Raw genomic sequence first — 14,596 nt, 5'->3', positions numbered from 1 at the left:
CCTGTTCTGGGTAAAAGCAAACTCTGTTTACAAGGGCACGGAGCCATCGGCCAGGGCCTTAGCACGCGCAGGGTCAAGCCGAGCGGTCAAAGCCCGGCGCGCCGGCAGTTCAACCAGGTAATGCAGCGCCAATGCCAATATCATCGTCAAGATGGTCATCATCGCGGCATAGAGCCAACCATGCGTCGCCGGTGCCAAACTAAGGTGGCGCAAGGCTTGCGAGGTCAGCAATTCCGCCGGCGCGAAGCTCATGTAAATCGCATACGACAAAACCCCCAGCCAATGCAGCGGCGCCAGCCCGCCAATCACCGCAGGGCGCTCGGCATCCGCCTCGAAGGCAAAGCCGGTCAGCATCAGGCCCAGCCAAAACACCGTCAGCGCATCATGCAAAAACATCACCGAGAGCACCGCCCCCACGGCCCCGATGGCGGCAAGCGCGCGTCCCGGCATGTCATCGGCCCAGAGCGGCACAATAAATGCGAGGCTCATGCCCGCGATAAATTCCACGAAAAAGCGTGGCAGACTATCGAGATAGGTCTGGTTCAAGCCGCCATGCAGAAACGATAAAAACCCCAGCAGCATGAAACAAAGCGGGATGAAGGTGCCGATCACCATGGTCGACATTTCAATCAATCCCGCCAAAATGAACGGAAACACCAAATATCCTGCCCATTCGGCGCTGATCGACCAGGCCGGATAATTCCACGCCAAATGCCGCAACGTGCCCCAAGCCTGGATCAGCAGCACATTATCCACCAGCGCCAGCCCGCCAAAGCGGTGCGGGTCCCGCGGCGTCAGCCCGAATGCCAGCCCGGCGGCCAACAGCAGCGCCAACAGGAGGATCACCGCCAGATGCACCGGATAAATTCGCGCCAGCCGCTTGCCCCAGAACCGCAACACGCCCGACAGGCTGAACACCATATCGCGCTCCACCCGCGTCAAAATCAGCCCGGAGAGCATAAAAAACCCATCGACCCCCAAATAGCCATGGGTCACCACTGGCGCGAACCAGCCGAGCGCCCCGGCAAACCCAACATGCAAATTGACGTGGTACAAAAACACCAGCAGCGCGAAAATCGCGCGGCAAGCGGTAATATCGGTCAATTCGCGGGGGCGTTGCATCGCGCCGAGTTATGCCCAGAAAAATGCCCGCCGACCATAGGGCCAGCGGGCCAAGTTCAGGGAGGAAACGCCAGTCACACGGCGGAATGAAGAACCAACCTTCATCCTGTGATTATGATGCATTGATATTGCAGCGCGGTAAAGCGGTTTTTTGCATATTTTCGCATAAATATGAGGCTCTTATCCATAAATTGCCTATTTTATACTCAACATGTCGCCGTTTTCAAAAATATTGCCTATTATTTCCGCTCGCGCCGCCATCGTGCCGAGATCATACCGAGATCACCTGAACATTCACCATCGGCTTCTTGCCGAATCGGCGGCCCAGCACCCGCCGCAGCGTTGATTCCGCCGCCTCGTTCAGCGCCTGCGGATTGCGCCGCACCGATTCGGGCAAATCGGCAAATCCATCGGCAAAATCTTCCGCCAGCGCCGCCAATCCAGCATCATCCGGCTCAAACAGCCCTGGCGCGATAATCCGGGGCGCCCCGCGCAAAATCCCGGCCCGATCCACGGCAATACTGCCAATCACCACGCCATTGCCCAGCATCCGCCGACGCGCCGCCATCACCCCGCCTTGCATCGGCACCAGTCGATCGCCGTCAATCGCGAGCCGCCCGGTTGGCACCTGCTCGATCACATCGACCGCACCGGGTGCCAACCGCACAACATCGCCATTTTCTATCAACACGGTTTCGATCTGCTCAATTTCAGCCAGTTCCGCCTGCGCAGCCATGTGCCGCCATTCGCCATGGGTCGGGATCAAAAAGCGCGGGCGCACCAATTTATATAATTTGCGCAGTTCATCGCGCGCCGGATGGCCGGACACATGCACCATGTGATCGCCATCGGTCATCACCCGCACGCCCGCGCGCACCAACTCGTCCTGCACCGCGCCAATCGCCCGCTCATTGCCGGGGATCATTTTCGAGGAATAAATCACCGTATCGCCCTCGCCGAGCGAAACGCTGCGATGCTGATCAGCGGCAATCCGCGCCAGCGCCGAGCGCTTTTCGCCCTGGCTGCCCGTGACCAAAATCAGCAATTGGTCATCGGCAATCCGGTTGATCTCCCGCTCATCGACGAAATCGGGCACGTCACGCAAATAACCTGCGCCGCGCGCCGCCTCGACATAGCGTGACAGGCTGCGCCCAACCAAGGCCACCCGCCGCCCTGATTGCCGCGCCGCCGCGATCACGCTGGAAATCCGCGCAATATTGCTGGAAAAACACGTCACCGCCACGCGCCCGCGCATCCCGGCGATCAGCGCGATCAAGCTTTTGCGCACCAAAGCCTCGGAGCCGGAATGGCCCTCCACCACAGCATTGGTGGAATCGGAAATCATTGCCAGCACGCCTTCATCGCCCAGCGCCTGCAACGCCGCCTCATCGGTGGGCGGGCCTACCAGCGGCTCCGGATCAAGCTTCCAATCGCCGGTATGGAGCACCGTGCCATAGGGCGTGCGCAGCGCCAGCGCCACCGCTTCCGGCGTTGAATGCGCCATGCGGATGGTGCTGATATTGAACTTCCCCACCGTCAAAGCGCTGCCGGGGGCAAATTCGTGCAATTTCACCCGCGTCAGCAACCCGGCCTCGGACAAGCGCGAGCGGATCAAGGCTGCCGCGAAGGGTGTTGCATAGATCGGGCAGCGCAATTCCGGCCAATGCCAGGCAATCCCGCCAATATGATCTTCATGCGCGTGGGTAATCACCAGCCCGGCCAGCCGATCGCGCCGCTCGATCAGATAGCGTGCATCCGCCACCAGCAATTCCGCCTCCGGCGCGTCCGGCCCGGCGAAACCCATGCCGCAATCAACCGCCAGATACGCGCCATCCAGCCCGTACACGTTCAAATTCATGCCAATTTCGCCAGTGCCGCCAAGCGGCACGAAGGTCAGGCCGGTTTCGGCCTCATTCTTTAAGGTCAAGTTTAGGTCTCTCATTCATGGTAAATCCGATCTCACAGGCCATCGGACAAGGCCTCATTCATGATCCATATCCCGCGCCCGGCGCGGCGGCGCAGGGTTGCGCGCAGCCAGCAGCCGAAGCCCATCCAGGGTCAAATCCGGGTCAATCGCGCCCAACCGGTCGCTGCCCTCGGCAAAGAGCGGCGCCAAGCCGCCGGTGGCCACGGTTTTCAACGCCGATCCATATTCCGCCTCGATCCGTGCAACCAACCCTTCAACCAATCCCACATAGCCCCAATAAATCCCGGACCGCATCGCCGGTACCGTCGATCGTCCAATCACCGATTGCGGCCGCCCAACCCCAATTCGGGGCAACCGCGCTGCCGCCTGATGCAGCGCCTCGACCGACAAATTCGCACCCGGCGCAATCACCCCCCCAATATAGGAACCATCCGCGTCAACCACATCAAAATTCGTCGCCGTGCCAAAATCGATCACCACCAGCGGCCCGCCATAGCGATGATGCGCCGCCAGCGCATTCAAGAGCCGATCCGCCCCCACCTCATTGGGGTGATCCACCTTAATCGCAAAGCCCCAATCGAGCGTCGCCGCCGCAATCAGCGGCTCAATCGAAAACCAATCCCGGCACAAGCGCCGCAAATGATACAAAGCCGCCGGCACCACGGTGCCAATCACGGCACCGCGCAAATCCGCCGGATCAAGCCCGGCGCGGCGAAACAGCGCCTCCAGCCACACCCCATACTCATCCGCTGTGCGCGGCGCATCGGTCGCAATCCGCCAATTGCCGCGCCAGCTTGTGCCATCATGCACGGCAAAAACGATATTGGTATTCCCGGCATCGATCACCAGCAGCATGTTTGCTCCGCTCCTTTCCCGCCTGCGCGGCGCGTCACGGTAATCCGACATCCCCGCTGCGCACGCGTTGCACTGCACCATCTGGCATGCGGAGCAGCAAACTCCCCTCCGCGTCAATCCCCTCGAAGGCGCCGACCAGCCGCCCGCCATCCACGCTCAAGCTGGTGCCGGGTACATGCGCCCGCGCCAGCCACGCCGCGCGCAGCGCCGCCCCGCCATCCCGCGCCAAATCCGCCCGCCAAAACGCCAACCGATCCAACAGCGCCTGCGCGACCGGTTCGGGCAAAGGCGGTGGCGCGACGTCCGCGAGCGCAATCGTCGGCCGGCCCGCCAAGGCGGGGGCAGCGACCAGATTGGCGCCGAACCCCATGACCAACCATTCGATCATGCCCGTTGCATCCACCGACGCATCGAGCAGCACCCCGGCGAGCTTAGCTGACCCGATCATCACATCATTCGGCCATTTCAAGCCGATCTTGCGCGGTTCGCCCCAACAGGCCGCGAGCGCTTCGGCAAGCGACAGCCCGGCCAACAGCGCGAACTGCCCGCCTTGCACCGCCGGACAGGCCGGGCGCAGCAAGACTGACATGTATAGATTCCCCACCGGCGACGCCCAGGCCCGGCCCGATCGCCCACGCCCGGCGGTTTGCATCGCGGCCAACAGCACCAGCCCGTCCGGCTCGCCCGCCCGCGCGCGCTCAGCACAAATATCGGAGGTGGAGCCAATTTCAGTGAACCGCTCAATGCGCCAAGCGGAGCGCCAAGCGGGGCACCAAGCGGGGCGCCAAGCGGGCGCGCCCTCACCGGGAACCGGCGCGCCTCGTGTCAAAAACCAGCGCTCATCAGCGCATGGGCCGCATAGGTCGATGCCTCGGTGATCGGTGCTGGCATCAGAATGAACAGAGCGGTCGCTACCGCGCTCGCGTAAATCACCGCGTTCATCCCCACCGTGCGCTGATCAAACCCAGGCTCGCCCCGGTCGAAATACATCACTTTGATCACGCGCAAATAATAGGCCGCCGCTATCAGGCTGGTCACGATACCAATCACCGCCAACCCATCGAGCCCGGCGCGAACCGCCGCCAGAAACACATAGAGCTTACTGAAAAACCCAGCGAGCGGCGGAATCCCGGCCAAACCCCACATAAAAACCGCCAGCGCCAACGCGTAGCGCGGATCTTCCGCCGCCATACCGGCCAAATCCCCAATCTGCTCAACCGGGCGGCCCTTGCGGCTCATCGCGACGATGCAGCCAAACACGCCAAGCGACATCACCACATAGATGGTCAGATAAATCAGCACCCCGCGCACAGCCGCTTGATTCCCCGCAGCCAAGCCCATCAGCACGTAACCCATTTGCCCGATCGCCGAATATCCCATCAGGCGCTTGATATTATTCTGCCGCATACCGCCAATCGCGCCAACAATCATCGATGCCGCCGCGAGAATTTCCACTAGCATCTGCCAATTGACCAGCATGCCGCCAAACGGCCCCAGCAGCACCCGCGCCAGCAGCGCCATCACCGCCACTTTCGGCGCTGTGGCGAAAAACGCCGTCACCGCCGAGGGCGCGCCCTCATAGACATCGGGCGTCCACATATGAAACGGTGCCGCCGAAATCTTGAACGCCAGCCCAACCAGCACGAACACCAACCCAAATGTCGAGCCGATCATCGCGGTGTTATCGCCGCTGAATGCCCGCGCAATCCCGGCAAAGCCGGTCGTGCCGGCAAAACCATAAACCAGCGAAATACCGTAGAGCAGCAACCCCGATGAGAGCGCCCCGAGCACAAAATATTTCAGCCCCGCCTCGCTTGAGCGCAATGAGTGGCGCGCAAACGAAGCGAGCACATACAAGGCGAGCGATTGGATTTCAAAACCGACATATAGGCTGAGCAAATTATTCGCGCCCACCAGCACGATCATGCCCACCACCGCAAACAGCACCAGCACCGGATATTCAAACCGCCCGATCCCGGTGCGTTTATTATACGCAATCGATAAGGCCAGCCCACCAATCGCGCCCAGCAGCACCAAAATATCGGCAAAGCGGGTGAACCCATTGGTCACCAGCAAACCGTGCAACACCACCCCATCCGGCGCAACGAACACCAAACGCCCGGCCAGCGCCAGCACAATAATCGCAGCGGCGGTAATCGCGAAACTATGATCGCGCCGTGCCAGCACCCCGGCCAACAGCATCACCAAGCCACCCAGCCCGATGAACAGCACCGGCAGGACCGACATGATCACCCCACTCCCGGCGCTCATCGTGACACCATCGCCAGCATCCGATGATGCAAATCCGCCTTCATCGCCAAAACCCCGCCTGTTTGCTGCACCAATCCATGCACCGCCCGATCAAACGGCACGGTCAGCGCATCAGGATGGATACCCAGCACCAACACCAGCATCGCCAACGGCGCTAACATCAACCATTCTCCCGCGCCAACATCCGGCGGCGCCAGCGCAACCGATGAGCGCGACTGATCGAACAGCACCCGGCGCACCAGCACCAGCATAAACATCACGCTCAAGATCATGCCGCTCCCCGCCAGCAGCGCCAGCCAGAAATTCACCTTGATCGCGCCGGCCAGGATCAACACCTCACCCACAAAGCCAGATGTTCCCGGCAGCCCGACATTGGCCAACACAAAAATCATCAAAAACGTGGCAAAAACCGGCATCCGCACCGCAAGCCCGCCCAGATGCTCAAGCAAGCGGGACTGCCCCCGCGCGAGCAACACGCCCACGCATAAAAATAATGCGGCAATCACCAAGCCATGCGAAATCATCTGAAACAACGCGCCCTCAATCCCTTCGACGGTGAGGGTAAAAATGCCAACCACAATCATGCCCATATGCGCCGCCGAGGAATAAGCGATCATGCGTTTCATATCGGTTTGCGCAAAGGCCGCGAACGATAAATAAATGATCGCGATCACCCCCAGCGCCAGCATCAGCGGCGCGAAATACATCGTTGCCTGCGGCAACATTGGCAAGCTGAACCGCAAAAACCCGTAACTGCCCATTTTGGACAGCACCGCCGCCAGCATCACCGTGCCCGCAACCGGCGCCTCGCCATAAGCATCCGGCAACCAACTATGCAGCGGCCAAACCGCCGCCTTCACCCCGAACGCTAACAAAAACGCAATGAACAACCAATTCTGCGCGGTTGCGGAAATCGGGGTATGCATCAACGTCACCATGTCGGTGGTGCCGGCATGATGCCACATCCACACCAACGCCAGCAGCATCGGCAATGAGCCCGCCAACGTAAACAAGAAAAACCGCACTGCGGCACGCACACGCTGCTCGCCGCCCCACACGCCGATGATTAAATACATCGGCAGCAAAACGCCCTCGAAAAATACATAGAACAACAGAAAATCAAGCGATTCGAACATGCCGATGGTGAGCGCTTCCAGCAACAAAAACGCCGCCATATAAGCCCGCACCCGTCGCGGCTCACGCCAGCTTGCCACAATCGCAATCGGGGTGAGCAATGCGCTCATCACCACGAATAACAAACTAATCCCGTCAACGCCCAGATGATATGACACACCGGCCTGCGGCAACCAGGCGAGTTTTTCGACAAACTGAAATCCCGCCCGTCGCGGATCAAACGCCGCGAGCAAGCCCAGCGCCAGCACCAATTCAACCAAGCTGGTCCATAACGCGACCCAGCGCACGCTGCGCGCACTCGCCTCGCTGGCATCGCCGGTCGCAAAGATAATCAAAGCACCGATAACAGGCAGCCAAATCAACAACGACAAAATCGGCGCTGCGGCGATCAAAGTTATCATCGATCCATCCTCACCGCACCACCAAGAATAAACTGAGCAACACCAACAGGCCCAGCAGCATCACGAAACTATAGACCGCGAGCGAGCCATTCTGCGCCCGCCCCATTTGCACCGAAAAATCCGTCGTCCAACGCGCCAAGCCGGTGGGCACGCCATCAATCACCTGATCATCCGCGCCACGCCAAATCACCCGCGCCAGCCGCTTCGAGGGTTGCACGAACACCGAGTCATAAAGCTCGTCAAAATACCATTTATTTAGCAAAAACCGATAAGCACCGGGCATCGCCTTCGCCAGCGCCACCGGCATCGACGGGCGGATCACGTAGAAGACGTAAGCAACCCCAAAGCCAACCAGCGCCAGCAATAACGGCAAATCTGCCACCCAGGCCGGCACCGGTACACTCAGTTGCAATACCATACTGGCCGGCGGCACAATGCTGCTGCCCCAAAACGCCGCGTTCCCCGCACCGACAAATGGCCGATCCAACAGCATGCCGCCAAAACTCGCCCCCAGCGCCAGCACCAGCAGCGGCACCAACATCGTCCAGCCGCTCTCATGCACGTGCGCATGAACATCCGCATCCCCGCGCGGCGCACCATGAAAGGTCAAGATCATCAGCCGGCTAATATAAAAAGCGGTCAGCCCGGCACCGAGCACACCGCAAACCCAGCCAAACATCGCAGGCCCACCGTGATTGGCAAACGCCGCCGCCAAAATCGCATCCTTGGAGTAATACCCAGCGAACGGCGGAATGGCTGCCAGAGCGAGCGAACCGATGAGCATGGTGACATAAGTGATTTTCATTTTGCGCCACAGCCCGCCCATTTTGCGCACATCCTGCTCGTCCGCCAGCGCGTGAATCACCGATCCGGCTGCCAGAAACAGCAACGCCTTAAACATGGCATGGGTCACCATGTGGAAAATCGCCGCCTGATCCGCACCAACCCCAGCGCCCAAAAACATATAGCCCAATTGAGAACAGGTGGAATATGCAATGATCCGCTTGATGTCATTCTGCACACAACCAATCGTGCCCGCGAACAATGCCGTGAAACCACCAATCACCGTGATCATCGCCATCGCCCCCGGCGCTGACGAAATCAACGGCGACATCCGCACGATCATGTAAACACCCGCCGCCACCATCGTTGCCGCGTGGATCAAGGCAGAAATCGGCGTCGGCCCCTCCATCGCATCCGCGAGCCAGGTGTGAAGAAAAATCTGCGCCGATTTGCCCATCGCCCCGATGAACAGCAGCACGCCGATCACATCGAGCACCGGCAGCGCGCTGCCAAACAACCGATAATGATGCGATGCCATCTGCGGCACCGCTGCAAAAATCTGATTAAACGATACCGAGCCAAACTGCGCATAGATCAACACAATCCCGATCAAAAATGCGAGATCACCCACCCGGTTCATCACAAACGCCTTGATCGCTGCGGCGTTCGCTGACGCCCGATCATACCAATACCCAATCAGCAAATAGGAAAACAGTCCAACGCCTTCCCAGCCAAAAAACAACTGGAGCAAATTATTCGCTGTCACCAGCATCAACATCGCGAAGGTAAACGCGGAGATATAAACAAAAAACCGCGGCATCGTGCGGTCATGCGCCATATAGCCCACACTATATAAATGGATCAGCGCGGAGACCACACTCACCATCACCACCACCACCAGCGATAGCGTATCTTCACGCAAACTCCACGGCGTTACGAAATGACCCACATGGATCCACGCCCCCAGCGCCACATCATGCATCGCCACATGATCAACCAAATGCCGCACCAGCACCGCGACCGCCGCCAGCGCCGAAACCGCCATCAACGCCACACTCGACCACACCGCCCCCGCACGCGCACCACTCGCCCGCAGCAAAACCGTTAAAATGGAACCCAGTAACGGTGCAAAAACGGCAATTTCGAGCAGCATGATCAGCCCTTCATCAACGTGACGTCGTCAACCTCAATCGAGCCACGATTGCGGAAATACACTACCACAATCGCCAGCCCAATCGCCGCTTCCGCCGCCGCAACGGCCAACACGAACATCGTGAAAATCTGCCCCACCATATCGTGCAAGGCTGATGAAAACGCAACGAAGTTCAAATTCGCCGCCAGCAAAATCAACTCGATCGACATCATGATGACGATCACGTTTTTCCGGTTCAAAAAAATCCCGAAAATCCCGATCACCAAAAGCAGTGACGCCACCACCAAATACGCGTTCAAGCTGCCATGACTCATGGCACATCCTCCCGCGCCGGCAAGGGTGCGATACCCGCGCCAATCACCGGCTTGACCAAGCTCAGCGTATCGGCAATCGCGCGATCATGCTGGCGCGCTAAATCCTGCCGGCGGGGTCGCACCCCCTCGGTCAGCGTCAACACAATCGCCCCGATCATCGCAATCACCAACAACAAGCCGGCCAGCTCAAACACATATAAATAGCGCGTGTATAACAAATCCCCGATCGCCGCCGCATCGGACAATCCGGCAACCCGATGCGTGGCCGCCGCCAAACGCATCGTGCCTGACGCCTCAAACCCCGCGAGTGACAACCCAATCTCGGCCATCAACACAAAGCCAACCGTCAAACCCAACGGCAGAAACTTCTGAAACCCTTCGCGTAACGCAATAAAATCAACATCCAGCATCATCACCACAAACAAAAACAACACCGCAACCGCGCCGACATAAACAATCACCAGCACCATCGCGAGAAACGCTGCCCCCGCCATCACAAACAACGCCGCTGCATTCAAAAATGCCAAAATCAGAAACAATACCGAATGCACCGGATTGCGTGCCGTAATCACCATGCAGGCCGAAACCAGCAGCACTGCCGAAAACATGTAAAAGAAAATCTGCTCGATCATGCGCGGCTCACCCTTTCTCTGCGCTCACCGATACGGCGCATCAAGCTCAAGCCGCTTGGCCAATTCGCTTTCCCACCGGTCGCCATTGGCCAGCAATTTCTGCTTGTCATACATCAGCTCCTCGCGCGTCTCGGTCGCGAATTCGAAATTCGGCCCCTCAACAATCGCATCCACCGGGCAGGCCTCTTCGCACAAGCCACAATAAATGCATTTCGTCATGTCGATATCATAACGGGTTGTCCGCCGCGATCCATCAGCGCGTGGTTCCGCCTCAATCGTAATCGCCTGCGCCGGGCATACCGCCTCACATAATTTGCAGGCAATGCAACGCTCCTCACCATTCGGATAGCGCCGCAACGCGTGCTCGCCCTTGAACCGCGTGCTGATCGGGTTCTTTTCATATGGATAATTCAGCGTCGCCTTTGGCTTAAAAAAATAACGTAGCGTAAGCCAAAGCCCCGCGCCAATCTCTGCCAAAATCGCCTGCCGGGCGAACCGATCAAGCCGCGCCATCAATGTCTCTCCCGATCAACCATGCGGCAACCACCCGAACGCCTCGAGCGCGCCAGCCGTGATCACCAACCAAACCAGTGAAAACGGCAAAAAAACTTTCCAGCCAAGTTGCATTAGCTGGTCATAGCGAAAACGCGGCAACGTCGCACGCACCCACAAGAACACAAACAACACCATCGCCACTTTCGCAACGAACCAGATCGGCCCGGGTATCCAGGTGAATGGCGCAATTGGTGCAATCGGCAACCAGCCCCCGAAAAACAAAATCGTGGTCAGCGCGCTCATCAAAATCATGTTGGCGTATTCGCCCAGGAAAAACAGCGCAAAACTCATGGCACTATATTCAACAAAAAATCCTGCAACAATCTCACTCTCGCCTTCAGGCAAATCAAACGGCGCCCGATTGGTCTCCGCCAACGCTGAGATGAAAAACACCACCAGCATCGGTAATAACGGCACCGCAAACCAAACCGTGCGCTGCGCGAGCACAATCGCATTCAAATTCAAACTACCCACACAGACCAGCACCGTCAGAATAACAATCCCGATCGATACTTCATAACTAATCATCTGCGCGGCACTACGCATCGCGCCCAAGAACGCAAATTTCGAATTACTGGCCCACCCCGCGATGATCACCCCATACACACCGAGCGAGGAAATCGCGAATAGATATAAAATGCCAACGTTGATATTGGCGATAGCCCAGTGATTATTCACCGGAATCACCGCCCAAGCCAAAATCGCCAGCCCAAATGTGATCATCGGCGCCACTAAAAACAGCGCCCGGCTCGCCCCAGCAGGAATCACGGTTTCCTTGAACAGCATTTTTAGCGCATCAGCAAAAGGTTGCCCCAACCCAAACGGCCCCGTCACATTCGGTCCGCGTCGCAGTTGGATTGCCGCCAAAACCTTGCGCTCGGCATAGGTTAAATAAGCAACCCCAATTAACAATGGCACCAGCAACACCACCGCCTTGGCCAGTGTCAAAATCAAAATCCCGATGTCACTTGCGAAAAATCCAGTATCCATCATGCTACTCCGCCGCCGCTGGCATTGGCGCCGCGATTTCCACGACACAACGCGCCATGGTCGGGCTGGCCCGGCTGATCGGATCGGTCTGATAATAAACCGGCATCGGGCGCGCGAACGCCTCCGCACCCATCAACGCAGGATCACCCGCCGGCCCGGTCAAATCCAAACTCGCCAAGCGTCGGCATCCTCCGATATCGGCAAAAACCGGGTGCGATTCCGATAATTGCGCCCGCAATCCAGCCAAATCATCAAAACCTAAACGATGGCCAAGATGATCGCTGAACGCCCGCAAAATCGTCCAATCCTCGCGCGCATCACCCGGCGGAAAACACGCCTGCGCCGCCGCCTGCACGCGCCCCTCGGTATTCACATAAAGCCCAGGCTTTTCCAGGTAACTTGCCCCCGGCAAAATCACATCAGCCCGCGCCGCACCGGCATCACCGTGATGGCCTTGATAGACCACGAAACAATGGGCCGGAACCGTCTTCGCATCAATCTCATCCGCCCCGAGCAGCCAAAGCAGATCAACCCCGCCGGCCAGCATCGCGCGCGCATCCAACCCGCCAGACTGCGGCACAAACCCAATATCCAGCCCACCAACCCGCGCCGCCGCGCGATGCAACACATTAAAACCATGCCAATCAGGCCGGATCATGTTGAATTGCCGCGCGAGCTGCCAGCACGCCGCAAGCACCGCAGCACCATCCGACCGGGTAAGCGCCGATTGACCCAGGATCAAAGCCGGATTTTTCGCGCCCGCCAGAACCTTGGCGAAATCATGCGAACCATCCAGCAGCGCCGTCAACGCCGCCGGGCCATCACCAAGCCAGGTCGCCGGATAGGTCAAATCCACCGGCGCGCCGATCAAACCCGCCTCAAAGCTCGGCAAATCCATCCAACGCCTGCGAATCCGTGCATTCAACACCGGCGCCTCACGCCGAATATCCGCCCCAATAACGAGCAGCGCGTCAATTTCATCAATCCCGGCAATCGTCGTATTGAATAGATAATAATCCCGGCGGGATGCATCCAGCGCCGCCCCATCCTGCCGGCAATCCAAATTACCCGATCCCAGCGCAGTCATCAGGCGCTTGAGCGAAAACATGCTCTCAACATCACAAAGATCGCCGGCAATCGCGCCAATGCGCGCGCCCGCCATCCCGCGCATCCGTGCCGCAATCGCCGCAAACGCCTCGTCCCAACCCACCTCGCGCAACGTGCCATTCACCCGCAGCCAAGGCCGATCCAACCGGCGATATTTGATCCCATCAACCGGCGCGTGACGTCCTTTATCGGCGAGCCAATCCTCATTCACCCCATCATGGCGGCGCGGCAAAATCCGCAACACCGCACCCCCCTTGGTATCCACCCGAATATTCGCACCCACCGCATCCAACACATCGATACTGTCGGTTTTGCTCAGCTCCCAGGTGCGCGCAACAAACGCATAGGGCTTGGAGGTCAAAGCACCAACCGGGCAAATATCCACAATATTGCCCGATAATTCCGAACTCAGCGCCCGTTCGACATAGTTGGTGATCTCCATCGTTTCACCGCGCGAGACCCCGCCTAATTCCGGCACCCCCGCCACCTCGGCCAAAAACCGCACACAACGCGTGCAATGAATGCAGCGCGTCATCACCGTTTTCACCAGCGGACCGAGATATTTATCCGGCACGGCCCGCTTATGTTCCTCATAGCGCGACTGCCCACGGCCATACCCCACCGCCTCATCCTGCAAATCACACTCACCGCCCTGATCACAAATCGGGCAATCCAGCGGATGATTGATCAGCAGCAATTCCATCACATTGCGGCGCGCCGCGCGAATTTTTTCATTGTCGGTATAAATAACCATACCATCGCCCACTGGCTGCCCACAGGACGCAACCGGTTTTGGCATTTTCTCAATCTCAACCAAACACATCCGGCAATTGCCTGCGACCGAGAGGCGCTCATGATAACAAAAACGGGGAATTTCGCGCCCCGCCGCTTCAGCCGCCTGCAACACGCTGTACGTGTTCGGCACCTCGATTTCGATACCGTCAACCGTCACCTTCGCCATTATTTTTGCTCCCGATGCGCGCTCAGCAGGGCATCGATATCCACGCCATCAATATGCAAACCCGCAATCGAACAATTGGAGATCCGCACGCCCGATAGATCCGCACGGGTAATGACTGCACCAGCCAGCGCAACATCGTCAATGCGGGCGCCAGACATATTGCAATCACGCACCGTTACCCCCGCGAGCAAGGCATCATCGAACACGGCACCGGACAAATCCGCCCTGATAAACTGCGTCCCTGCCAAATTCACATCGGCAAACGATGATGAAACAAGGCCTACATCCTCAAACGCCGCCCGATTCATCAGCACCTGGGTAAACCGCGACTCAGAAATATCGGATGTCTTGATGCAAACCGGCTCAGTCAGGTCAGCGTGTTTCATCGCCC

Annotated in this window: 13 protein-coding genes; all 13 read right to left on the bottom strand. The window is 58.7% G+C overall.

Annotated elements, in window-relative coordinates; all coding sequences use genetic code 11:
• Positions 1–27 precede the first annotated feature (27 nt).
• The gene (locus ACYUCQ_RS14490) at positions 28–1,122 is read right to left on the bottom strand and encodes an acyltransferase family protein (protein WP_460255263.1); all 1,095 of its coding nucleotides are present in this window, start codon (positions 1,120–1,122) and stop codon (positions 28–30) included.
• Between the two features lie 271 nt (positions 1,123–1,393).
• A complete protein-coding gene (locus ACYUCQ_RS14485) occupies positions 1,394–3,064 on the bottom strand; it encodes a ribonuclease J (RefSeq protein ID WP_460255262.1) in 1,671 nt (556 codons plus the stop codon).
• Between the two features lie 39 nt (positions 3,065–3,103).
• Positions 3,104–3,904, bottom strand: a complete 801-nt coding sequence (locus tag ACYUCQ_RS14480; protein ID WP_460255261.1) for a type III pantothenate kinase — start codon at positions 3,902–3,904, stop codon at positions 3,104–3,106.
• A gap of 34 nt (positions 3,905–3,938) precedes the next feature.
• Positions 3,939–4,733 carry a biotin--[acetyl-CoA-carboxylase] ligase gene (locus ACYUCQ_RS14475; RefSeq protein WP_460255260.1) on the bottom strand — a complete coding sequence of 265 codons (795 nt, stop codon included), beginning with the start codon at positions 4,731–4,733 and terminating at the stop codon, positions 3,939–3,941.
• Positions 4,730–6,175 carry an NADH-quinone oxidoreductase subunit NuoN gene (gene nuoN / locus ACYUCQ_RS14470; protein WP_460255259.1) on the bottom strand — a complete coding sequence of 482 codons (1,446 nt, stop codon included), beginning with the start codon at positions 6,173–6,175 and terminating at the stop codon, positions 4,730–4,732. Before nuoN ends, ACYUCQ_RS14475 begins: the two co-directional genes overlap by 4 nt.
• A complete protein-coding gene (locus tag ACYUCQ_RS14465; RefSeq protein WP_460255258.1) occupies positions 6,172–7,710 on the bottom strand; it encodes an NADH-quinone oxidoreductase subunit M in 1,539 nt (512 codons plus the stop codon). The genes nuoN and ACYUCQ_RS14465 overlap by 4 nt, the downstream gene beginning before the upstream one ends.
• A 10-nt stretch (positions 7,711–7,720) precedes the next feature.
• Complete coding sequence (nuoL, locus tag ACYUCQ_RS14460; RefSeq protein ID WP_460255257.1) at positions 7,721–9,646, bottom strand: NADH-quinone oxidoreductase subunit L; 1,926 nt, start codon at positions 9,644–9,646, stop codon at positions 7,721–7,723.
• 2 nt (positions 9,647–9,648) lie between these two features.
• A complete protein-coding gene (gene nuoK / locus ACYUCQ_RS14455) occupies positions 9,649–9,960 on the bottom strand; it encodes an NADH-quinone oxidoreductase subunit NuoK (RefSeq protein ID WP_460255256.1) in 312 nt (103 codons plus the stop codon).
• The gene (locus ACYUCQ_RS14450; RefSeq protein ID WP_460255255.1) at positions 9,957–10,592 is read right to left on the bottom strand and encodes an NADH-quinone oxidoreductase subunit J; all 636 of its coding nucleotides are present in this window, start codon (positions 10,590–10,592) and stop codon (positions 9,957–9,959) included. Before ACYUCQ_RS14450 ends, nuoK begins: the two co-directional genes overlap by 4 nt.
• Before the next feature lie 24 nt (positions 10,593–10,616).
• A complete protein-coding gene (nuoI, locus tag ACYUCQ_RS14445; protein WP_460255254.1) occupies positions 10,617–11,105 on the bottom strand; it encodes an NADH-quinone oxidoreductase subunit NuoI in 489 nt (162 codons plus the stop codon).
• Between the two features lie 15 nt (positions 11,106–11,120).
• A complete protein-coding gene (gene nuoH / locus ACYUCQ_RS14440; RefSeq protein ID WP_460255253.1) occupies positions 11,121–12,137 on the bottom strand; it encodes an NADH-quinone oxidoreductase subunit NuoH in 1,017 nt (338 codons plus the stop codon).
• Positions 12,138–12,141: 4 nt separating this feature from the next.
• Positions 12,142–14,205, bottom strand: coding sequence for an NADH-quinone oxidoreductase subunit NuoG (gene nuoG / locus ACYUCQ_RS14435; RefSeq protein ID WP_460255252.1), 2,064 nt, complete (start codon positions 14,203–14,205; stop codon positions 12,142–12,144).
• Entirely contained in the window at positions 14,205–14,591 is a 387-nt protein-coding gene (locus tag ACYUCQ_RS14430; protein WP_460255251.1) for a pentapeptide repeat-containing protein, read from the bottom strand. Before ACYUCQ_RS14430 ends, nuoG begins: the two co-directional genes overlap by 1 nt.
• Between the last annotated feature and the right edge of the window lie 5 nt (positions 14,592–14,596).

Source organism: Acidiphilium sp. MT5, assembly GCF_054767495.1.
This window is presented reverse-complemented; position numbering and strand designations above follow the sequence as displayed.